The 22100-nt window shown below is 63.0% G+C and carries 23 protein-coding genes; 16 read left to right on the top strand and 7 right to left on the bottom strand.

What is annotated here, in order from left to right; translation table 11 throughout:
• Positions 1-30 precede the first annotated feature (30 nt).
• Positions 31-2358, bottom strand: a complete 2328-nt coding sequence (locus V5735_RS10640) for a hypothetical protein (protein ID WP_423743497.1) — start codon at positions 2356-2358, stop codon at positions 31-33.
• 223 nt (positions 2359-2581) lie between these two features.
• Between V5735_RS10640 and V5735_RS10635 the strand changes: the two genes are divergently transcribed.
• The 4 genes from V5735_RS10635 to V5735_RS10620 all read left to right on the top strand — a co-directional run bounded on the left by V5735_RS10635 (position 2582) and on the right by V5735_RS10620 (position 7780).
• Complete coding sequence (locus V5735_RS10635) at positions 2582-4240, top strand: PQQ-binding-like beta-propeller repeat protein (RefSeq protein ID WP_423743496.1); 1659 nt, start codon at positions 2582-2584, stop codon at positions 4238-4240.
• Positions 4241-4404: 164 nt separating this feature from the next.
• Positions 4405-5589 (top strand): aspartate kinase, encoded by a 1185-nt coding sequence (locus tag V5735_RS10630; RefSeq protein WP_423746017.1) that lies wholly within the window; start codon positions 4405-4407, stop codon positions 5587-5589.
• A 226-nt stretch (positions 5590-5815) separates the two neighbouring features.
• On the top strand, positions 5816-7156 hold the full coding sequence (gene hemL, locus V5735_RS10625) for a glutamate-1-semialdehyde 2,1-aminomutase (protein WP_423746016.1): 1341 nt from the start codon (positions 5816-5818) through the stop codon (positions 7154-7156).
• A gap of 165 nt (positions 7157-7321) precedes the next feature.
• A complete protein-coding gene (locus V5735_RS10620) occupies positions 7322-7780 on the top strand; it encodes a hypothetical protein (RefSeq protein ID WP_423743495.1) in 459 nt (152 codons plus the stop codon).
• Between the two features lie 13 nt (positions 7781-7793).
• On the opposite strand, the gene V5735_RS10615 is transcribed toward V5735_RS10620, so the two are convergent.
• Entirely contained in the window at positions 7794-8333 is a 540-nt protein-coding gene (locus tag V5735_RS10615) for an NUDIX domain-containing protein (protein WP_423743494.1), read from the bottom strand.
• A 488-nt stretch (positions 8334-8821) separates the two neighbouring features.
• Between V5735_RS10615 and V5735_RS10610 the strand changes: the two genes are divergently transcribed.
• The gene (locus tag V5735_RS10610) at positions 8822-9658 is read left to right on the top strand and encodes a TrmB family transcriptional regulator (protein ID WP_423743493.1); all 837 of its coding nucleotides are present in this window, start codon (positions 8822-8824) and stop codon (positions 9656-9658) included.
• A 50-nt stretch (positions 9659-9708) separates the two neighbouring features.
• On the opposite strand, the gene V5735_RS10605 is transcribed toward V5735_RS10610, so the two are convergent.
• Entirely contained in the window at positions 9709-10029 is a 321-nt protein-coding gene (locus V5735_RS10605) for a HalOD1 output domain-containing protein (RefSeq protein ID WP_423743492.1), read from the bottom strand.
• Between the two features lie 145 nt (positions 10030-10174).
• Between V5735_RS10605 and hemC the strand changes: the two genes are divergently transcribed.
• The 3 genes from hemC to V5735_RS10590 are packed head-to-tail and all read left to right on the top strand — an operon-like array spanning position 10175 to position 13452.
• On the top strand, positions 10175-11275 hold the full coding sequence (gene hemC / locus V5735_RS10600) for a hydroxymethylbilane synthase (protein WP_423743491.1): 1101 nt from the start codon (positions 10175-10177) through the stop codon (positions 11273-11275).
• A complete protein-coding gene (locus V5735_RS10595) occupies positions 11272-12012 on the top strand; it encodes a uroporphyrinogen-III synthase (RefSeq protein WP_423743490.1) in 741 nt (246 codons plus the stop codon). Before hemC ends, V5735_RS10595 begins: the two co-directional genes overlap by 4 nt.
• Positions 12013-12039: 27 nt before the next feature.
• Positions 12040-13452 (top strand): DHH family phosphoesterase, encoded by a 1413-nt coding sequence (locus V5735_RS10590; RefSeq protein WP_423743489.1) that lies wholly within the window; start codon positions 12040-12042, stop codon positions 13450-13452.
• Positions 13453-13475: 23 nt separating this feature from the next.
• Here the strand turns inward: V5735_RS10590 and V5735_RS10585 are convergent, their stop codons facing one another.
• Positions 13476-14264 (bottom strand): N-acyl homoserine lactonase family protein, encoded by a 789-nt coding sequence (locus V5735_RS10585; protein ID WP_423743488.1) that lies wholly within the window; start codon positions 14262-14264, stop codon positions 13476-13478.
• A gap of 99 nt (positions 14265-14363) precedes the next feature.
• On the opposite strand from V5735_RS10585, the gene V5735_RS10580 reads away from it, so the two are divergent.
• The 4 genes from V5735_RS10580 to V5735_RS10565 all read left to right on the top strand — a co-directional run bounded on the left by V5735_RS10580 (position 14364) and on the right by V5735_RS10565 (position 17820).
• Positions 14364-14702 (top strand): DUF5783 family protein, encoded by a 339-nt coding sequence (locus V5735_RS10580; protein WP_423743487.1) that lies wholly within the window; start codon positions 14364-14366, stop codon positions 14700-14702.
• Positions 14703-14825: 123 nt separating this feature from the next.
• A complete protein-coding gene (locus V5735_RS10575) occupies positions 14826-15185 on the top strand; it encodes a NifU family protein (RefSeq protein WP_231186274.1) in 360 nt (119 codons plus the stop codon).
• An 81-nt stretch (positions 15186-15266) separates the two neighbouring features.
• The gene (locus tag V5735_RS10570; protein ID WP_423743486.1) at positions 15267-16769 is read left to right on the top strand and encodes a sulfatase; all 1503 of its coding nucleotides are present in this window, start codon (positions 15267-15269) and stop codon (positions 16767-16769) included.
• A gap of 1 nt (position 16770) precedes the next feature.
• Positions 16771-17820 (top strand): lysylphosphatidylglycerol synthase transmembrane domain-containing protein, encoded by a 1050-nt coding sequence (locus V5735_RS10565; protein ID WP_423743485.1) that lies wholly within the window; start codon positions 16771-16773, stop codon positions 17818-17820.
• 95 nt (positions 17821-17915) lie between these two features.
• On the opposite strand, the gene V5735_RS10560 is transcribed toward V5735_RS10565, so the two are convergent.
• Positions 17916-18812: a ketopantoate reductase family protein gene (locus V5735_RS10560; RefSeq protein ID WP_423743484.1), complete on the bottom strand. Its 897-nt coding sequence runs from the start codon at positions 18810-18812 to the stop codon at positions 17916-17918.
• Between the two features lie 52 nt (positions 18813-18864).
• Positions 18865-19188 (bottom strand): DUF7130 family rubredoxin-like protein, encoded by a 324-nt coding sequence (locus tag V5735_RS10555; protein WP_423743483.1) that lies wholly within the window; start codon positions 19186-19188, stop codon positions 18865-18867.
• A 171-nt stretch (positions 19189-19359) separates the two neighbouring features.
• Between V5735_RS10555 and V5735_RS10550 the strand changes: the two genes are divergently transcribed.
• The 4 genes from V5735_RS10550 (at position 19360) to V5735_RS10535 (ending at position 21571) form a co-directional block, all read left to right on the top strand.
• A complete protein-coding gene (locus V5735_RS10550) occupies positions 19360-19668 on the top strand; it encodes a hypothetical protein (RefSeq protein ID WP_423743482.1) in 309 nt (102 codons plus the stop codon).
• Positions 19669-19716: 48 nt separating this feature from the next.
• Complete coding sequence (gene pheA, locus V5735_RS10545; RefSeq protein ID WP_423743481.1) at positions 19717-20523, top strand: prephenate dehydratase; 807 nt, start codon at positions 19717-19719, stop codon at positions 20521-20523.
• 111 nt (positions 20524-20634) lie between these two features.
• A complete protein-coding gene (locus tag V5735_RS10540) occupies positions 20635-21072 on the top strand; it encodes an Hsp20/alpha crystallin family protein (protein ID WP_423743480.1) in 438 nt (145 codons plus the stop codon).
• Between the two features lie 46 nt (positions 21073-21118).
• A complete protein-coding gene (locus V5735_RS10535) occupies positions 21119-21571 on the top strand; it encodes a peroxiredoxin (protein ID WP_423743479.1) in 453 nt (150 codons plus the stop codon).
• Positions 21572-21597: 26 nt separating this feature from the next.
• On the opposite strand, the gene V5735_RS10530 is transcribed toward V5735_RS10535, so the two are convergent.
• Positions 21598-22065 (bottom strand): hypothetical protein, encoded by a 468-nt coding sequence (locus V5735_RS10530; protein WP_423743478.1) that lies wholly within the window; start codon positions 22063-22065, stop codon positions 21598-21600.
• Positions 22066-22100 lie beyond the last annotated feature (35 nt).

Below are 22100 nucleotides of genomic sequence, written 5' to 3'. Positions count from 1 at the left end.
GAATCCGCTCCCTTTCGCGCGGGAGGAGGCTCAATTGGCTCCTTCGAAGACTGCGTACCCGATCGTTTCCGTAGCGTGACCCGTCTCCTCGTCCCCGCTCTGTTCTTCTTCGACTTTGACTTCGACGCCGGTCCCCGTCAGGTTCCGGTAGCGAAGTTCCGCCGTATCCAACCCGTGGAACGTCTGCATGTCCGCGATGAACCGCGGCGAGTCGTACTGTTGCTGGAAGTCGACACGATACCACTCGTCCGTCACGTTCATACCGGTCCGCCCCACTTCGAACGGCTCACCGTCGAGCCGCCCCGTCGCTTGTTCCAGTGCGATGTATCCGACCGTTTCGGTCACGTGTCCGTTGAGGCCGCTTTCCTCCTGTACTCGCACGTCGAACGACCCCTGTGATACCTCCCTCACTCGCGTGACTATCGGGTTGGACCCGTTGAACGTCTGTGATTTCGTGAGCACGACCGGTTGTGCGTCGAAGAAATCGCCCAGCGAAACGGTACTGAAACTATCGTCCACGGTCACGGTTCCGGCTGTCACCGAATACGTGCTCCCGTCGCCCAGCGGTACCTCCCGTTCGGTCGGTTGCACCGCGAGCATGTGGGCCGTTTCGGTCGTGTGTGTTCCGCCCAAGTACTCCCACTCTTCGAGTTTGTACTGGAAGCTTCCGTCCTCGACGTTCCGCAGACGGGTGTGACACGGTTCACCCCCGTTGTACGAGAGGGGTTTCATGACCACGACCCGCGTCTCTGGGACGCCCGTCCCGGCCCTCCGCCACGCGTCCTCCTCCGGTTGGTCCGCGGTGAACGACTTTGTTGCGAGGGTCGTTCCCGGTGTGAACGGCTCCCCGTCCACCGTCCACGTCGCCGGACCGCTTCCTTGCGTCGACTCGATACCGCCCGTCACGTAAAACGCGTACACTTCACCGGGCGGTATCGTTCCCTTCGCCTGCGTCGAGTTCGGGACCCGTCGCGCCGACAGCGGACGTGCCCACCCCATGTTCACCGTCGCGCCGTCGTCCCCGCTCGGGAGGACGAGATCGCCGCCCTCGATTTCGAAGGTCGATTCCGAACTGTTACCCGTGTTATCGATGCGAACGACTTTCGCCGACTGCATCGGGACCTCCCCGAGCGGCGGCGGACTCGGCAGTGCGGGTTCCGTAACCGGTGGGTCGGGGTCCCCATCGATGGTCATTCGGTTTCGCACGTACGACGAGTTGGTCGCCGCTGCCGTTCCGCCGAGGACGCCGGAGACCGTTCCCCACGTGTCCGGCTCTTCCCCGATGAACACCGCGTACTCCGAATCGTGGTCGTTGCGGACGTGGACGTTCTGGAGTCGGAGGGATTCGAGATTCACCGGACTCCCGTCGTTCATCTGTCCCTCGTGGGTGTAGATGGCGTCGTGGTTCTTGGTCGAATCGTAGCTGATGCGGACTCTCGATATGATAATATTCTGACACGGGTGCGGTGCCGTGATTGCTCCGCCGCAACTCGACGAGGGGTATCGGTGATAGAAGTCGCTGTTGACGACGATGAGCGTTCCGTTGTAGCTGTCGATTCCCTCCGATAGGTCGGTCGGAACGGTCGCCTCGCTGTTCACTCCACGCTGTAGCGACCCGTTCGACCACGCTTGTCGCGCGTGCTGTGCATCCTTTATCGAGACGGTGTTGTTCACCTCGGAGTTCCCGCCGAGACGCATGCCGTTTTGCGTGTTGCGGAAAAAGCAGTTGTACACCTTCACCGCTCCCGCGGGCTTCTTCGCGTATATCGTGTTCTCGGCCCACTGTTCGAACCAACAGCGATTGAACAGCAGTTTGCCGCTTCCGGACTCGACCAGCACCGCCCGTCGATTGCTCGCTTCGTCGGGTTCACACGCCCCTTCGTGAAAGTAACAATCCTGTATGAGTCCGCGCGTTCCGGCGTCCGCCGACAACCGGAAGTACGTGCGCGCATCACTCGAATCGTTCGACCCGACGTTCGTGTCGGTGGCGGCGCGAACCTTTCCGCGGGTCACGAGTCGTTTGAGTTCCCAGTTCCCCGAGTTGGAGTTCATCCGAACGAACGGTGGGACCTCCGTGTTCCGCATGTCGAGTTCGAACCCGTCCAAGACGAACCCCCTCGAAGACACCTCCAACCACCGCACGTCGTCGCCGGATCGTCCGGGAACGAGTCGCGCGCCGTTCGGCGCGACGAGTTCGAGGTTGTCCATGCCGGAGGGGACGACGAGTTCGTTGAGGCGGTAGGTCCCCGAGGGGAAGACGATGGTCGTATCGCTTCCCACGAGGTCGTCGAGAACCGAATCGATCGCCGTGTCCCCGGTATTATCGGCACCCTCCTCGACGATATCGTAGGTCGGCATTCAGCGCTCCCCCATCGACCGCCGCCCGGTGAAAGACTCTCGCGTTGCAACGCGGGTTCGGTCCACGATATCGAGTGTTCGTGTGCGTCCGCTGCTGGTTTCTCCGTGGCGCATGCTTCGTACAAAAACTGTATCCACTATTGTTATGGACTGCTTGAAGATTGAATATTCAATTCAGGCGGGTCATAACAATGTTGAAAACGATTATTTTTATACCCGAATAATGTCTGGAGAATTCTCACCGCGAACGGGCACTGACCGTCGAACGTTCCTGAAAACCGTCGGTATTACCATGGGTGTCGCAAGCTACGGGAGTACCGTCTCCGTCGCTGGCGATGGCACGGGCGGACGGGAAAACCGCTGGAACGGACCCCGATCCGGCCCGGGTAGAGCGGGAGCGACCGGCGGTAGCGGCCCCGCGCCGTTCCCCACGCTCGACTGGAAGATGGACTTGGACGGCGGTATGTACCGTGTCGAACCCGTCATCGCTGATGGTGTCGTGTACCTCGCCGCGACGACGAACAACACGCCTGGGGAACGGTCCGGCTATCTCGGCGCGTACGATATCGAAACCGGCGACAGACGGTGGAAGCGCACCAACATCTTCAGTCCGAAGACCCCCGCGACCGACGGCGAACGGCTCTATTTTTCCACACACACCTCGGAGGAGGCCGACGGGGACGGGTTATACGCGCTGGACGCCGAGTCGGGTGCGACGACGTGGAAGCGGACGGACCACGACGTGTGGTCCCCGCCCGTCGTCGCGGGTGACCGGCTATTCACGTCGAACCGCGATGGTACGTACGCCTTCGACCGCGAGAACGGCGAAATCGTGTGGAAGACCGATGGCGTCAGCGGACTCGCGAAGGACGTCGGCGATGCCCTGAGTTACGCTGCCGAAACGGTCTTCGTGAGCGACGGAAACGCGCTCGACGCGGCGGACGGGTCGGTGAAGTGGCGTGCGCCCCCGGACGACGCGACCCTCGGAACGCCCGCAACGAACGGCGAGATGGTGTACTACACCCAAACCGATTACGTCGCCGCCGATGACACGACCGTCAGGATAGAAGCTCGGTCGCCCGACACCGGGGAGGTCGAGTGGACGTACGAATCCGAAGGTGACAACAGGTGGGACGGCCGTCCTGCCATCACCGACGGTCACGTCTTTTTGGTCGATTTGGACGCCGAATCGACTCTTCGAGCGCTCGATGCGGATTCCGGCGAAACGGCATGGGAGACGGAACTACAGGGACGGTTCCTCAGCAGTCCTGTCGTGGGTGACGAGACGGTATATTTGGGCTCCCGGTACGCGCCGAAGTCGAATCCGGCGGCCGGTAGCGGACTCGTTCACGCCGTCGATAGCGCGACCGGCGACCGACGGTGGTCGTGCCTGCTCGACAACGACGGCCTGGAAACGTCGCCGGAAGACGCCCCGGCCGCCGGGGAACCCGTCGTTGCCGATGGCAAACTGTACGCCGCGACGTATCCAGCCAACGCGACGCTCGATTACAAGTACACCTACTACTCGAACTTCTTCGTCCTCGGGTCGTGCGACCGGCGGCCGGACGGCGACGAGCGACTCCCGTCCGATGGCCCCGACGGAGGGGACGACTTCCCGCCGCTCGACGCGTGTATCGATGTCGTATCGAATCTCGATTTGGACTCCGTGGATGCCGGGGATATCGTTCGACTCGTCGCTTCCTGTTCGACCGACCGAGAACTGGAGTTCGTGTGGGACATCGGCGGTGACGGTCGGTACGAGGAGTCCGGTTCGGTAGTCTCGGTTACCGTCCCGACGTGCGGGTCGCTGACGGTGGTACTGAAAGTCACGGACGCGAACGGTGCTACCGACACGGCGACCGTTCGACTCTCCACGAACTGAGCCTTCGTCACCGACCGTTCGACCTCCCGAGGTCGGCGTCGGAGTCCCCGAACCGTCCCGATACTGTCAGCGGAATAACTGGCAGAAATTCTTGACATGCAAGCAGTTATCTGGACGCCGTTGCAATGCCCCCCCATGAATTACCGACCACGGACGGTGGTTCGGTGCGCGTAGTCGCCAAGTTCGGAGGCACCAGCCTCGGAAGCGGTGACCGCATCAACCGCGCCGCAGATTCCGTAGCAGCGGCCGTCGAAGCGGGACACGAAATCGCCGTCGTCGCCAGCGCGATGGGCAACACGACCGACGAACTCCTCGACGAAATTCACTTCGACGCGGACGAACCCGACCGCGCCGAAATCGTCAGCATGGGCGAGCGCACGAGCGTCCGCATGCTCAAAGCCGCCCTGTCCGCGCGCGGCGTGGACGCGATATTTCTCGAACCCGGCAGCGAGCAGTGGCCCGTCATCACCGACAAGCGCGGAGAAGTCAACGTTGAGGCGACCAAGGGACGCGCCGCCGAACTCGCGTCGGAGATGGACGGCATCGTTCCCGTCATCACCGGATTCCTCGCCGAGAACGAGGAGGGCGGCGTGACGACGCTCGGCCGCGGCGGCAGCGATACGACGGCCGTGATGCTCGGCACCTACATGGATGCCGACGAAGTGGTCATCGTTACCGACGTGGAGGGCGTCATGACCGGCGACCCGAGCGTCGTGGAAGGCGCGCGGAACGTCGGCGAAATCACGGTGGACGAACTCCGAAACCTCTCGTTCCGCGGGGCGGAAGTCGTCGCACCGTCCGCGCTCTCGTACAAGGACGACAACCTACACGTTCGCGTCGTCCACTACCAGCACGGCGACCTGCTGGCCGGTGGGACGAACGTCACGGGACAGTTCGAGAACCTCATCGACATGCGCGAGTCGCCGCTCGCCTGCATGACCCTGGCGGGACGTGCGATTCGAAACCGCCCCGGCATCCTCGCCGACCTCTCCACCGCGCTCGGAACGGGCAACATCAACATCGACGCGGTGGCGAGCGGTATGGACAGCATCACGTTCTACGTGGACAGGGAGGAAGCGGAACGCGCCGAGAACATCCTCCATCAGGAGGTCATCGACGAGGAATCGCTCTCCAGCGTGACGGTGGACGACCCCATCGCCGTGATTCGGGTGACGGGTGGCGAACTCCCGAACGAACCGGGAATTATCCACGAACTCGTGGACCCCATCGCGGAAGCGCACATCAACATCCACGACCTCATTACCAGCGCGACCAGCGTCGCCCTGTTCGTGGACTGGGACGACAGGGAACAGACGCTCGAAATCCTTCAGAACCACTTCCAGCAGTAGGGACGATCGCCATCGGACGGTCGGTGTTGTGTTTCCGTCCGTGACGTTCGTTCACCGCTCGCGTCGTTTTTCCGCCGATTCGATATTCACATGTCGCATGGAAACGTACAGCATGGGTCCGGACCGGACCGACTTGCTTCTACCCCACTCGCTCCCACCCGACCTCTCCCCCGTTCCCGCGCACCTCTCGACACAAACTTTACGCGGGAGTCCGAACCGGCCGAACATGAACCGCGAGCGCTCACGAAACCTGTACGACCGCGCGCTGTCAGTGACGCCGGGCGGCGTTAACTCGCCCGTTCGGGCCGTCCGACCGTATCCCTTCTTCGTCGAACGCGGCGACGGCGCACACGTCATCGACGCGGACGGGAACAAGTACATCGACTACGTGATGGGCTACGGGCCGCTCCTGTTGGGCCACGACCTGCCACAACCGGTGCAGTCGGCCGTCCAATCTCAACTCGCCGACGGGCCGATGTACGGCGCGCCGACGGAAGTCGAGGTGGAACTCGCCGAATTCGTCACCCGCCACGTCCCGAGCGTCGAGATGATTCGGTTCGTCAACAGCGGGACGGAGGCGACCTCTTCCGCCGTGCGCCTCGCCCGCGGCTACACCGGGCGCGACAAAATCGTCGTCATGCAGGGCGGCTATCACGGCGCACAGGAATCGACGCTCGTGCGGGGCACCGCCGGGATGGCCTCGGAGCCGAGTTCGAACGGAATTCCGCCCGCGTTCGCCGAGGAGACTATCACGCTCCCGTTCAACGACGCCGACGCGGCCCGCGAACTCTTCGAGGAGCGCGGCGACGAAATCGCCTGCGTCCTCACCGAGCCGATTCTGGGCAACTGCGCCAGCGTGCCGCCGGTCGACGGGTATCTGGAGACCCTCCGCGAGCTGACGGAGGACCACGGCTCTCTGCTCATCTTCGACGAGGTGATGACGGGGTTCCGAATCGGCGGGTTGCAGTGTGCACAGGGCAAGTTCGGCATCACGCCCGACCTGACGACGCTCGCCAAGGTCATCGGCGGCGGGTTCCCGGTCGGTGCCATCGGCGGCCGCGCGGACATCATCGAGCAGTTCGCGCCGACCGGCGACGTGTTTCAGGCGGGGACCTACTCCGGCCATCCGCTCGCGCTGACCGCCGGACTGGAAACGCTCCGCTACGCCGCGAAAAACGACGTGTACGACCACGTCCGGTCGCTCGGCGACCAACTCCGCGCGGGGCTGACAGACATCCTCGAAGACCGCGCGCCGGAGTACACCGTCGTCGGCACGGACAGCATGTTCAAAGTCATCTTCACGCGCAACGGCCCGCGCGACTTGGAGGGCCAGTGTGCCGCCGGATGCCGTCAGGACCCCGACTGTCCCCGCTTCGAGTACTGTCCGAAGGACAAGGGCGACGTGAACCGCGCCGAAACCGAACGCTGGGAGCGGCTGTTCTGGCCCGCGATGCTCGACCAAGGGGTCTTCCTCACGGCAAACCAGTTCGAATCGCAGTTCATCAGCTACGCTCACACCGAGGAGGACATCGAAAAGACGCTGGAGGCGTACAAGGAAGCGCTGTAACGGCCGCCGAACCGGACGTGACCACCCTCTACTCGACGGACTCTCCGCCTGACGAGACCCCCGGCCTAACGGACCCCCATCGACGACTCCGACGATTCTTTCTCCGGGTCGGGGACGTTTGAGAGACGACATTCGTTTTATCCCCCCGTCCCAAGTGACGAACAGATGCAACGCCCAAAACTCTCCGGCGACCGGGTACAGTCGCGCTGGTGGTACTGGATTGCGGCGGTGCCGGTGGTGTTCGTCTTCTGGGTCGTGACGGTCGCGTGGGTCGCGTTCGCCATCTCGTTGGAACCGAACATCTTCTCCTCGACGTACGACTCGCCCATCGTCCACGCCGCCCTCGTCTCGCTGGTCGCGGTCGGCATCCCCTTCGCCGTCCTCATCGCCGTGTTTCCGTTCGCGGTGTTTCAGGACACGCAGGCGATACACCGCGCCGAACAGGGGTGGGAACCACCGAGCGGAAACTACGCGCTTACCGGCCTCCTCGGACTGGCCGCCGCGGTCGTCGTTTGGCTGTTGACGAGCGATATCTCGTCCGCGGTCATCGCCGGGTTCGTCCTGAGCGTCCCCTTCGCGCTGTACTACCTCCGCGAACGCCACGACAACCTCGGCGTTCCGTGACCGAGAGCAGCGCTCAGATATCGGTCGTCTCGGGTGGATCCGCTGCACGCGCGGCAGCGAGGTCCGCCAACACTTCGTCCGTCGTCACCTCCGTGTCCGCGTAGGGGTCGGTCACTGCCGCGAACGGTTCCGTGTCGTCGAGAGTCGCGGCGCGCTCGACGGCGCGCGCCATCCGTCCGCCGAAGACGGCTTTTAGCCGCTCCGCAGCGGTTTCGGGCGAAACCAACTCGTAGCCGTCGTGCCCATCGTTCAGGATTATCTCCGTCTCGTCCGTTTCGCATCGGTAGACGAGCGTCACGACCGGATTTCCGGTTTCGGCGTCCATCCACCCGCCGTACGCCGCATCGACCGGTGGTCCGATTCTGGCGTCCACATCGAGTTCCTCCCGTAGTTCGCGCCGAAGTCCGCCGACGAGCGTTTCGCCGTACTCGAATCGACCTCCCGGCGGTTCCCAGTGGTCCGTTACCTTCGTCACCAGCACGTTCCCGTCCGGGTCGAAGAGGACGGCTTTCTGCGTTATTTGACCGACGTACTGTTCACGTTCGTTCCCCATACGATACGTCAGTTACAAATAGTTATCACCCTGTTGTTCAGCGAATCGTCGTCCCCATCGCGGTTACCCCCCGCGAAACGGGAAAGAGGGTGGTACGGAGGCAGTTAGTTGGGACCCTGTCAAACTCCGTACCGAGTATCGTTTCGAACTACCTCGGTATAACCTTACTGTGATTATTCGGGTGAATGATGGGATGATTTACCATTTCGAAAATCCCGTTTTCGTCGAATGGGGGTCCTTCCAGTGTGTCGGTTTTTTGCCTCGCAACTCCGACCTGTCGCTTCTTTCTCGAAGTGAGGAACCTCCATACGGTAAGAATCGAACTATCCGTTATTTTATTCGTGACGTTCATACGCACGAAGGGTCTAAACGAATAGGTGAAACGAACCTGTCAAACTATTCAAATGGACAGGAAAGGAACTGACTTATGAGCGGCGTCAAAATATCGCAGACGGCACCGGCGGCGACCGGTAGCATGGTTGGGACCCATGAAGGACGTATCTAATCACCAGCAGGCAGTCGAATTGCTCCAGCAACTCGGATTGAAAGAGTACGAGGCGAAATGTTTAGTCGCGTTGACACGTATGCCGCAGGGAACGGCGAAGGAGATAAGCGAAATTTCGGAGGTTCCTCGGACGCGCGTCTACGACGCGATTCGTGCGCTCGAAACCCAAGGACTCGTCGAGGTTCAGCACTCGAATCCACAGCAGTTTCGATCTGTTTCGGTAGAGGAGGCGGCCGAGACGCTTCGCCAAGAGTACGAATCGCGGACCGAAACCCTCGTCGAGACGATGAGCGATATCGAGCCAGTGGAACCGGGCGACGAGGAGGACGCGACACACGAAGTCTGGGCACTGGCCGGGACCGAGCCGATTCGAACGCGGACACAGGAACTCATCGAGGAGGCCACGGACGAGATTCTCCTCATCGTCGGTCACGAAAAATCCATCACTGACGAACTCATCGAACGATTACGAGTGGCTCACACGTCCGAAATCGACGTTCTCATCGGCACGTCGAACGAGACGTTACGCGAGTTCATTCAGGAGCAACTCCCCGACGCAACCGTCTTCGTCTCCGGATTGGAGTGGTTGGACACGTCGCCGGTCGATCCCGACGACGATGCGGTAATCAGTCGGCTCCTGCTCGTCGACGGAAGCACGATTCTGATCAGTTCCGAACGGGGAGTCACGACCGACGAAACCGACAGCGAAAATGCGGTCTTCGGGCGCGGGTTCGACAACGGTATCGTGATCATCGCCCGCCGATTGATGGCGACGGGATTAGGGACAGACGATAGTCCACCGATGGCCGACGAACGGTAACGGCGCTCGGGAAGATAGTTCCGCTACCGCCGTCGACATCCTTCGATATCTCATTCGTCCCCCGGCGACCCGTCCCATCGGACGGTCACTTCCCCGTTACTCCGGACGGTGACCCGACAGTCGTCGTACGTGAACGAAACCCTATTGAGGGTGTCGAACCGGCTCGCTATCTCCGGGTCGATGATTCGGTCTAGTGCTTCCGGGTCTACGTGCTCGTACAGCGGGGCGAGTTCGTTCGCATCGCTGTTCTTTACGTCGCCGATTACCTCGGCGACGGCGATGCTCGGTGCCACGGAGGTCCAATCGTACCGTCTCGTCTCGACGGTTTCTTCGGTATCATCGTTATCGACCGATGATTCCTCTCCACTCATCACTATGTGCCACTACAAGGTTCCCTGTTATAAACATAGTGTGATAATGTGAGTAAACGATGCCTCGTTTCCGAGCGCGACCACGTTCGAATCCGCCTGAACGGGTTGCGAAGGTGGTTTCAATGTCGGGTTCTCAGTGTCGAATATGAGCAACCGCGGAACGGAACTTCGTCTCGCTACGCGAGGTTCCGACCTCGCAATCCGACAGTCTGGAGAGGTAAAGGCGGCACTGGAAGACCGCCGGTTCTCGGTCGAACTGGTCGAAGTGGAGACGACGGGTGATCAACTGGACGACGCACTCATCACGGAACTCGGGAAGACGGGCGCGTTCGTTCGTAATCTGGACCAAGAGGTGCTGGACGAGGAGGTTGACGGCGCGATTCATTCCATGAAGGACATGCCGACCGACCATCCGAACGAACTGGTCGTCGCGGCCGTCCCCGAGCGTGCGAGCGCGAACGACGTGCTCGTGACGCCGGACGGAAAGCCCATCGACGCGCTCCCCGATGGTGCCGTCGTCGGCACGTCCAGCCTTCGGCGGAAGGCTCAACTGCTGAACTTCCGCCCCGACCTCACCGTCAAACCGCTCCGCGGCAACGTCGATACGCGAATCGAGAAACTGCTTGCCCCGGTCCTTCAGGCCGAACACGAGGAGCGAACCGAGGAAGAAAAGGAGCGAAAGGGCCACGTCGGGAAGAAGGACAGCTACGAGTTCCCGTACGACGAGACCATCGACGAGTGGTTCAACGACCTCTCGGAGGTCGAACGTCGCGCGCTCGAACGCGACATCGAAACCGAATACGACGGCATCGTCCTTGCCGAGGCGGGCCTCCAACGAAGCGGCCTCGCCCATCACGTCGAGTACGACCGACTGCCGCCCAAGCAGTTCGTCCCCGCGCCGGGACAGGGCGCGCTGGCGGTCATGACGTTGGACGGCGAACTCGCACAGGACCTGCACACCGTTCTCGACCACCCGCGAACGCGGGTCGAAACGACCGTCGAGCGGACCATTCTCCGCGAATTGAACGGCGGCTGTATCGCCCCCATCGGCGTTCACAGTATCATTCAGGGCGAAAACGTCCACGTCGAGGCGCAGGTGTTCAGTGGGGACGGCTCCGAGGTTATCTCGATAAAGCGCGACGTCCCGGTCGAAACGCACGTCACCGGCGCGAAGAAGGTCGCCGAAGAACTCGCGGACCGCGGTGCCCGCGACCTCATCGCGGCGGCGCGCGAGGGAAGCGAATGAAGGTCGCCGTCTTCCGCCCGGACGACGAACGCCTCGACGAGGCGGTGGAACTGCTCGAATCGCTCGGTGCCGACCCCGTTCCCGACCCGATGCTCGCGGTCCGCCCGACCGATAACGCCCCACAACACGCGGAGTACGTCGTCCTGACGAGCAAGACCGGCGTCGAACTCGCACACGAGGCCGGGTGGAGTCCGGACGATGCGACCGTCTGTGCCATCGGCGAGCGCACCGCCGCGACGCTCCACGAGTACGGCTACGACGTGGATATCGTCCCCGATAAGTTCTCTTCGCGGGGATTGGTCGCAACCCTCGCCGACCGCGTGGGAGGCAAATCGGTCGAGGTCGCACGGAGCGACCACGGGAGCGAGGTGCTGACCGACGGTCTCGCGGACGCCGGTGCGGACGTTCACGAAACGGTGCTGTACGAACTCGTCCGTCCCGAGGGGGCGGGTCGCTCGGCGGAACTCGCCGCCGAAGGCCACCTTGACGGCGCGCTGTTCACGTCCTCGCTCACCGTGCACCACTTCCTCGACGCCGCCGAGGAACGCGGAATCCGAGCGGAAGCCGTGGACGGTCTCGAAAACGCGACCGTCGGTGCCATCGGCGGCCCGACGCACGATACCGCCAGCGAACTGGACATCCGCGTCGATGTCGTGCCGGAAACGGCCTCCTTCGACCGGTTGGCGCGCGAAGCGGTCGAACGTATTACCGACGGTGGCGACGAGGCTGAAGTTTAAACCGGAAGCCGTGACAAGGACCTATCTATGAGCGGCCCAGTTCCGGAATTGAGCGCGCGTGCGGCGGCCTGTGCGGACCGATTACGCGACGCGGACGATGTACTGCTCGCCTCGCACATCGACGCCGACGGGTTGACGAGTGCGGCCATCGCATCATCCGCCCTCGAACGCGCGGAACTTCCGTTCGAAACGGTGTTCTGCAAACAGCTCGACGCCGAGGCGCTCGCGGCAATCGCGGCGACCGACCACGAGACCGTCCTCTTCACCGACTTTGGCAGCGGGCAACTCGATATCATCGCGGAACACGAGTCGGCGGGCGACTTCGAACCCGTCATCGCGGACCACCACCAACCGGCGGACGCGGACACGGAGTTTCATCTCAATCCGCTCCTGTTCGGTCTCGACGGTTCGTCCGAACTCTCGGGTGCGGGTGCGAGTTACGTCCTCGCCCGTGCCCTCGAACCCGAGGACGGAGACAATCGGGACCTCGCGGCGCTCGCCGTCGTCGGCGCGGTCGGCGACATGCAGATTTCGGACGGCGAACTCGTCGGCGCGAACACGGGTATCGTGGAGGAGGGAATCGACGCGGGCGTCGTCGAAACCGGCACCGACCTCGCGCTGTACGGCAAACAGACGCGTCCGCTACCGAAACTACTGGAGTACGCGACGGACGTGTACATCCCCGGCATCTCGAACGACCAGAACGGCGTCCTCCGGTTCCTCGATGGCGTCGGCATCGACCTCAAGGAGGACGGCGACTGGCGGCGCTGGGTCGATTTGACGGCCGACGAACGCCAGACCGTCGCCAGCGCGCTCGTCCAGCGCGCGATGCGAAAGGGCGTTTCGGCGAGCAAAATCGAGGGACTGGTCGGCACCACCTACACGCTCGCCGCGGAACCCGAGGGGACCGAACTCCGCGACGTGAGCGAGTTTTCCACTTTGCTCAACGCCACGGCGCGCTACGACCGGGCGGACGTCGGTCTCGCGGTCTGTCTCGGCGACCGGGACGCCGCCTTGGAGCGGGCGCGGACGCTCCTGAAAAATCACCGACGAAACCTCTCGGAGGCCATCAGTTGGGTCCAATCGGAGGGCGTCACGAAGGAGGAACACGTCCAGTGGTTCCACGCGGAAGACAGGGTGCGCGAAACCATCGTCGGCATCGTGGCGGGCATGGCGGTGGGCGCGAACGGCATCGACCGGAACGTCCCGATTCTCGCCTTTGCCGAGAAGAACGACGAGGAGGTCAAAGTCTCCGCACGCGGGACGCCAGCCCTCACCCGCAAGGGATTGGACCTCTCGGTCGTGATGAAAACGGCCTCTCAAGCCGTCGGCGGTGACGGCGGCGGCCACAACGTCGCGGCGGGTGCGACGGTTCCGAAAGGGAAGGAGAAAGCGTTCGTCGAACACGCCGACGAACTGGTCGGCGAGCAACTCGGGTAGGTTTTCGAACTCGATATCGGTGTTCAGTATTTCGTCGCCAGTTCCTCGAACCGTTCCAGGTCGTGGCCGTGAAGCACGTCCGCGTCGTGGACTCGTTCGAGTTCCTTCAGGGTGTACAGGCTGTCGCGCCACGCGCGTTCGCTCCAGAGGAGACCGGGACCGAGCGGAACCTCGTCGGCGTAGTTCGCATTGACGTAGGCTTCGTCGCCCGCGATGAGGAGGCTTCCGTCGTCCGTCTCGATTCGCGCGCCGAGCACGCCGGGCGTGTGTCCCGGTAAGTGGAGGAGTTCGAACCCGTCGGTCACGGTGTGCGTATCGCGGTGGACGATGTTCCAGTTCAAATCGCGGTCGAAATCCGAGGCGAGGTAGGCTATCGACCCATCGTCCGTCTTCGCGGAGTAGTAGGCGAACTTCAGTTCCTCCTCGTGCACGTAGACGGGGACGTCGCGGCCCTCGAACGCCCCGAGTTGCCCGGCGTGGTCGAGGTGGAGATGGCTCATCACGACGGCGTCGATGTCGTCGAGTTCGTATCCAGCGTCGGAAAGGTCGTCTTCGAGGGCGTGCTCCGCGGCGTCGTAGGCTTCGAACGCGCCGTACAGCGGGTCGGGCCAGTACTCTTCCGCGTTTTCGGGACAGCCGGTGTCCCAGAGGTACGTCCCGTCGTTCGTCTCGACGACGGCGTTCCAGACCACGAAGTCGATGCGTTCGTGGTCGGGGTTCGGGTTCTCTGCGCTCGCCATCGAATAGCCGTCGATGACGTAGGCGGTGTCGGCGCGAACGCGGCCGCGGTCTATGAGCGTGACTTCGGGCATACCATGATCTTTGTTTCGTATGACATAATCCCTCTCGGTTTGGAGACCGCGGCACTCGAATCGCCCGCATTTTTACTTCCTCCTCCCCACGTTCCAGCCATGACCGAGTTCGACGCCGAAAAGTTCGAGGACAAGTACGCCCACTACTTCAACGAACTTCAGCGCGGGTACAAGAACGCCTTCAGCTACATGAACGAGCGGTACGATTCCAAACTCATCCACGCTATCGACCAGGAGGTGCTGAACGAGAGCGAGCCGTTCTACGAGGGGGACGGCGAGTTCCGCATCGAACTCCCCGAGAACCCGACCGACCGCGTGCGGAGCGTCGTCGTGGCGGACGAGAAACTCGAAGAGACGCTTTCGGTGTACGTCGAGCGGTTGGAGTACGAACTGGCACGTGTGTTCGGATTCGACCCGACCGACCCGGACGAAAACTGACGACGCTGCGGTTTTCTACCTCGTTGAAATCCCCGAAAAGTCACGACTCATCGGCGATTCGTGCCGGATTTCGACCGTGAGCCAGTGGAAAGGCCTAAGGATGCTGGCACCATATCCCGACACATGAGCACCGAGACTCAGGAAGACGGAGACGACCTCGAAGAACGGGTCAGCAACTTCCTGCGCCGTAACTTCCCGCAGATTCAGATGCACGGCGGGAGTGCTGCAATCCAGCAGATCGACCGCGAAACCGGCGAAGTCACCATCATGCTGGGCGGCGCATGCAGCGGCTGTGGCATCTCCCCGATGACGATTCAGGCCATCAAGAGCCGAATGGTCAAGGAGATCCCCGAAATCAACAAGGTCATCGCCGAAACCGGCATGGGCGGCGACGGCGGAATGGGCGGCGGCATGAGTCCCTCCTTCCCCGGCGAGTCGAGCGGCGACGGTGACGACGACGAGGGACCCCAGGCTCCCTTCTAAGGGTTATATTTTTAGCTTTCGGCCGATTCCAGGCGCTGAATCACGATATTTATCCCACCGGACGGTGTAGCAGGCGACAGTATGACGAACGACGACGCCGCGGCGCAAAACGTCGTATTCGTTGTGATGGACACGGTGCGTAAGGACCACCTCTCCGTCTACGGATACGACCGCCCGACGACGCCGGGCCTCGAACGGTTCGCGGAGGAAGCGACCGTCTTCGAGCAAGCGGTTTCTCCCGCTCCTTGGACCCTACCGGTGCATGCCTCCCTGTTCACTGGAATGTATCCCAGCGAACACGGCGCGAGCCAAGAAAATCCCTATCTTGAGGGGGCGACGACGCTCGCACAGACCCTCTCCGCCGCCGGATACGACACGGCGTGTTACTCCTCTAACGCGTGGATTACGCCGTACACGCACCTAACGGACGGCTTCGACGACCAAGACAACTTCTTCGAAGTGATGCCGGGGGACTTCCTCTCGGGGCCGATGGCGAAGGCGTGGAAGACGATGAACGACAACGAGTCGCTTCGGAAGGTCGCGGACAAACTGGTCAGCCTCGGCAACGTGGCTCACGAGTACCTCGCCAGCGGCGACGGTGCGGACTCGAAGACGCCGCAGGTCATCGACCAGACCATCGAGTTCATCGACGACTCGGACGGTCCGTACTTCTCGTTCATCAACCTGATGGACGCCCACCTGCCGTACCATCCGCCCAAGGAGTACCGCAAGGAGTTCGCGCCCAACGTCGATTCGACGAAGGTGTGCCAGAACTCGAAGGAGTACAACTGCGGTGCGCGCGACATCAGCGAGAAGGAGTGGGGCGCGATTCAGGGCCTCTACGACGCCGAAATCCGCCACATCGACGACCAACTTCAGCGTCTCTTCTCGTGGCTCAAGGAGAACGACGAGTGGGACGACACGATGGTCGTCGTCTGTGCGGACCACGGCGAACTGCACGGCGAACACGACCTGTACGGCCACGAATTCTGCATCTACGACCCGCTCGTCAACGTCCCGCTGATGGTCAAGCATCCCGAGATGGACCCCGGCGTGAGCGACGAACAGGTCGAACTCATCGACCTGTACCACACCGTCCTCGACCACACGGGCGTCTCCGGGTCGAACTCGACCCGACCGCTCGAAGAGGCACGGTCGCTTCTCAACGCCGACTACCGCGCGTTCGCCGAGGACGTGCCGGGTGACGGCGAGTGTGCGTTCGTGGAGTACTACCGTCCGGTGGTCGAACTGAAACAGCTGGAGGAGAAGGCGAAGCGCGCGAACATCACGCTGGACGAAAACTCGCGCTTCTACTCGCGGATGCGGGCCGCGCGGCGGCCGGACGCCAAATACATACGTAACGAGCGCATCGAGGACGAGTTCTACAAACTGGACGACGACCCCGGCGAGTTGAACGACGTAACGGGCGATGGAACCGAGGAAGAGGTCGAACTCGAAGCCGCCCTCTCCGCGTTCGAGGAGACGGTCGGCGGCGAGTGGAAGGAGGTCTCCGACGACGACGTGCTCGGCGACATGAGCGACGACGCCAAGGACCGACTCCAAGACCTCGGTTACATCGACTAACGTGACGGACAAGTCGGCTCCGGACGGCGGGAAGGCGCTGTCCGCAGGACTGTCGGAGCGATTGGGGACCGGTAAGCTACTGCTGGGGTTCGTCGTCGCGGTCGTCCTCATCTACCTGCTCGTCGTCGCCTCCGGGTGGCGGCGGGTACTCGACACCTTGGAGGGCGCGGACTACACGTGGGTCTGGGTGGCGTGCCTTTCGACGTTTCTCGGCCTCGCCGCGTGGGGAAAGGCGTGGCAGATCGTCCTCGCGGTGCTCGACATCCAAGTCGAGTTTCGACGCCTCGTCGTCACCTACCTCGCGGCGACGTTCGCCAACTACGTCACCCCGTTAGGGCAGGCTGGCGGCGAGCCGTTCATCGCCTACATCCTCTCGCGGGACACGGAGGCGAGTTACGAGGATAGTCTCGCGAGCGTCGTGACGGCGGACCTGCTCAACCTCCTGCCGTTCTTCAACTTCGCGGCGCTCGGCCTGAGCTACCTGCTCATCCGCGCGTCGCTCCCCGACAACGCGAAGACGCTCGCGCAGGGACTCGTGGTGCTGGCGTTCGGCGTCCCGGCGATTGCGTACGTCGGATGGCGGTATCGACAGCGCGTCGAGGACCTCGTGATTCGACTCGCGGCCCCGATTGCGACTCGCACGTCTCGCATCACCGTCGAGGGGATTCGAAAACGCATCGACCGCTTCTACAATTCCCTCGAACGAATCGCAAACGAGCCGCGCGAACTGCTGTTCGCGCTCGTCTTCTCGTACACCGGCTGGATTTTCTTCGCCCTGCCGCTGTACTTTGCGGGACGGGCGCTCGGCCTGCCGCTCCCGCTGGTGCTCGTGCTCTTCATCGTTCCGGCGAGCACGTTGGCCGGACTGACGCCGACGCCGGGCGGACTGGCGGGCGTCGAGGCGGCGCTGACCGTCCTCATCGTCGCGCTCGTTCCGGCGATTCCGTGGAGTTCGGGCGTGGCCGCCGCCATCGTCTATCGCGTGGCGAGTTACTGGTTCGTCCTCCTCATCGGCGGCATCGCATCGTTGTTCGTCATCATGCGCTCATAAGACCACCGCACTCCCTCCGTTCCGCACCTCTTGCGTTCCGGCACTTCCTCCGTTCCGCATCTCTCGAGTTCTGTGCTCCTTACGTTCTGTCCTCTCTACGGTCCCTTCTCCCGCTCCCACGCTTTCACGAGTCCGGCGAGCGTTCGGTTGATGGGCGTGTCGATATCCCGCTTTTTCCCGCGTGCGACGACGTAGCCGTTTATCGCGTCGATTTCGGTTCGGCGGCCCGCCTCGACGTCTTGGCGCATCGAGGAGGTGTTCGCGGCGGTCGCCTCGGCGACCGTCCGCACCGCCGCCACCGCGTCCTCGTCGGGTAGTTCGACGCCCTCCGCTCGGGCGACGGCGGCCGTTTCACGGGCCGCCGTCGCGGCGATTTCCTCAGCGTCGCCGGAGCGAAGCGCACCGTTTTCCACCCGCGCGAGGGCCGTCGTCGGGTTGATGCCCGCGTTCACGGCGAGCTTTTCCCACAACCGTCGGGGCATGTCGTCCGCGACGGTCGTCTCGATTTCCGCCGCGGAGAACGCGGTTCCGATGCGGTCGGCCGGGTCGGACTGCCCGCCGTCGCGTGCCCCGAGGACGACCTCGCCGATTCCGGTACATTCGACGCGGCCCGGTTCGGTCAGGACCGCGCCGTAAGTCGCGGTTCCGGCGAGAACGGGGCAGTCGAGGTGCGCCGCGAGTCGGTCCTCGTTTCCCATCCCGTTCTGGAGCGACAGCACGGCGTCGAACTCGCCCGTCGCCAACTCGCGCGCGGCGGTTTCGGTGTGAAACGCTTTGACGGTCACGATGGCGCAATCCGCGCGGAGGTCGGTTCCGTCGGTGGTCGCGTCCGGTCCGACGAGGAAGTCGAATTCGCCCGCGACGGAGAGCCCGGATTCGCGGACGGCGGTCGCGTGCGGGTCGCGGGCGACGAGCGTCACCGCGTGTTCGCGGGCGAGCAAGCCGCCGACCAACGTTCCGAGGCTTCCCGCACCGAACACGACGAAGTTCATACTCGACCGAGGAAGCGGTGGGTGAAAAAGTAGGGCGTCTGCCGGTTTCGTCTCAGTCTTCCGTCCAGTAGTAGAGGTTCTCTTTCGGCGCGCCGCAGTTGGGACAGGTGTCCGGCAGGTTGTCGTCCAAGTCGCCCATCTCGCCGCAGTCCGCACAGCGCCACATCAGTTCCGCTTCACCGAAATCGTGACCAGCGCGTGCGTGACCGATGGAGAGCGCTTCGTAGCCCTCTCGCATCGTGACGTAGAACCCGTCCTCGTCGAACCCACGGATGGTACCGAGTTTGTTTCCGTCCTCGTCGTGAACCGGCTGTCCGAGTTCGACTTTTTCCACGTCGATATCCTCGTCGGGCTTCTCTCCTGAATCACTCACCATGGCTGACCCTTCTCCGTTCTTCGCCTTAAATCCGACCGCCGTCTCGGGTTTCGTCGGCGTCTCGTTCTCTTCGATATCGTGGTCGGAAGGCGACAGTAAATCGTCCTTGAATGTGCAACCACGGAACTCAGGCGGGAATACGTTAAATAAACGATAGACACGAGAAAATCCATGCTACTGGACGAAACCGATACGAATCGCGGGCAGGTGACGACGAACCACGAGACGATAACGAAGTGGGTGGAGAAACACGACGGCAGTCCGGCGACCGCCGAGACGTGCGACCACAGCGTCGGGTATCTTCGAATCCGGTTTCCGGACACGGACGACGACGAACTATCGACCGTCAGCTGGCGCGAATGGCTGCGGGAGTTCGAGGCCGAAGAACTCGCCTTCGTGTATCGAAACCGGGAGGAACGAGATGGATCCAGCGGCTTCTACGAGCTGGTGGACCGGACGACCGCGGCGGAACACGCATAATCTACCGTCCCCGACGGGCTTTTGACCACCCGACCGAAATCCCCCGGCATGCAAGCAGTTACCCTCGGACCGGCGGGCACGTACTCACACCGGGCCGCGAGCGCGGTCGCGGAGGACGTCGAGTTTCTGGAGTCCGTCACCGGCATCGTCGAGGCGGTCGCCGACGGCGATTATCCCCGCGGCGTCGTCCCCATCGAGAACAGCATCGAGGGAAGCGTTACGGGAACGCTGGACGCCCTCGCCGACAACGACGTCGCGGTCGTCCGCGAACTCGTGACGCCGATTCGACACGCCCTGATGGCACAGAGCGCGGAGTTCGATACGGTCGCCAGCCACGCGCAGGCGCTCGCCCAGTGTCGGTCCTACCTCGAAACCGAATACCCCGACGCGAAGCGGGAGGCGGTGACGAGCACCGCCCGCGGCGTCGAACACGCCCGCGCCGACCCGTCCGTCGCCGCCATCGCTCACCCCGACAACGCCGAGGAGTTGGAGGTTCTGGCGGAAGACATCCAGGAACGAACGTCGAACGCGACCCGTTTCTTCGTCGTCGCGCCCGCGGACGAGCGCTCACGCGCGGGAGGAAAATCCTCGCTGGTCGTCTATCCCGGCGCGAACTATCCGGGCCTGTTGCTCTCGCTGCTCGAACCGTTCGCAGAGCGCGCCATCAACCTCACCCGCGTCGAGTCGCGCCCGAGCGGCGAACGACTGGGCGACTACGTGTTCCATCTCGATTTCGAGGCGGGGCTGTACGAGGAGCGCGCGGAGGAAGCCCTCGCGGAGGTCGAATCCCTCGCCGAAAACGGGTGGGTGCGTCGCCTCGGCTCGTACGATACCCAACACGTCCTCGACGGCTAACGGCCGTCTGTCGGTCGCTGTGACAGTGTGGTGGCGTTCGCTGCCGTCGCTGATGTCGGTCGGCGTGAATTTTTAAGCCGTCGCGCGTCGAACGTCCGACGAGGCGATACAATGGCCGGACGAAGAAATCCTTTCGACGAAATCGAAGAGTTGTTCGAACGAATGGGCCGCCAGTTCGAGACGATGGGTGACCAGTTCGGTTCCAAGGGGATGGGCTGGCAACCCGGCGGCATGTCCCTCGACGTGGCCGACCACGACGAGACGTTCGTCGTGACCGCCGACCTGCCGGGATTCGAGAAGGACGACATCGACATCTCGCTTCGGGGCGACCGCCTCCGAATCGCGGCCGAGAGCGGGGCCGAAACCGAGGAGGGCGACGAGGATTACCTCCGACGCGAGCGACGCCAGCAGTCGATGAGTCGAACGCTGACGCTCCCCGAAGCGGTGGACGAATCGAGCGTCTCGGCGGAGTATCAAAACGGCGTGCTGACCGTGACGCTCCCGAAGGCGAGCGGCGGCGACGAGTCCCACGACATCGAAGTCAACTGATTCCGGGACCACAAACGGCTTGTCGATTCGGCCGCAATCGCCGTGTATGACGCTCGATGCAGGCGACGACGCACCCGAGATAACCGCGAAGAATCAGCACGGCGAGACGGTTTCCCCGTCCTTCGAGGAACCGACGGTCGTGTACTTCTATCCGCGCGACGACACGCCGGGATGCACCGTCGAGGCGAAGCAGTTCAACGTGGAACTGGAGACGTATCACGACGCGGGCGTGACCGTGTACGGCGTCTCCACCGACGACGTGGAGAGCCACGAGGCGTTCGCCGAGAAGTTCGACCTCGACTTCGACCTGCTGGCCGACCCCGACGGCGACATCGCGGACGCGTTCGGCGTCGAAGTCGAAAACGGCTTCACCCCGCGAACGACGTTCGTCGTCGCGGACGGGGAAGTACAGGCGTTCTACCCCGGCGTGGACCCCGACGGCCACGCTCGGGACGTCCTGCAGGAGATGCTCGACGACGACCTCGCCGTCTTGAAATAAGCGTCGCTGATTTTTCCTCGACCGATTCAGATGTCTCGAACGATTTCTCGAACCGTCTCGTCCGCGACGGCCCGCCATCCGTCGGGCCACCCGCTACCTCGCTTCGGCGGTTCGAGTCCGAACGTCACGGGGGAAAACGAGACGTGCTCGAACGAATCGGCCGTGACGGTCCCGACGAACTCCGCGATTTCGCGCTTCGAGGAGACGCCGCCCGACGACAGGTCGTAGTACCCCGTAAACACCTGTACGACCGAAATTCGGTCGTACCCGTCCAACTCGCCCGAATCGACGTGGTAGAACAGTTTCGCCGTGTTGTTCACGGGGTCGGCCCTGCGCCACTCCAGTTCGACGGCGACGAAGCGGTCGTCGGTTCGCCCGACGACATCGACGGGCGTTCGTCGGATTCGATGCTCGGTCTCCCAGTCGAACCGCGGCAGTCGCTCGGCGAGGGTATCGCGGACGTAATCGCGTACAGTCTCGGCGAACTCGCCCACGAGCTGGCCGACGGAGCGGGTCCCTAAAAACGTTG

The organism is Haladaptatus sp. SPP-AMP-3 (assembly GCF_049568665.1).
GTDB lineage: Archaea > Halobacteriota > Halobacteria > Halobacteriales > Haladaptataceae > Haladaptatus > Haladaptatus paucihalophilus.
Note: the sequence above shows the minus strand (reverse complement) of the source record. Positions and strands in the feature narration are given on the sequence as shown.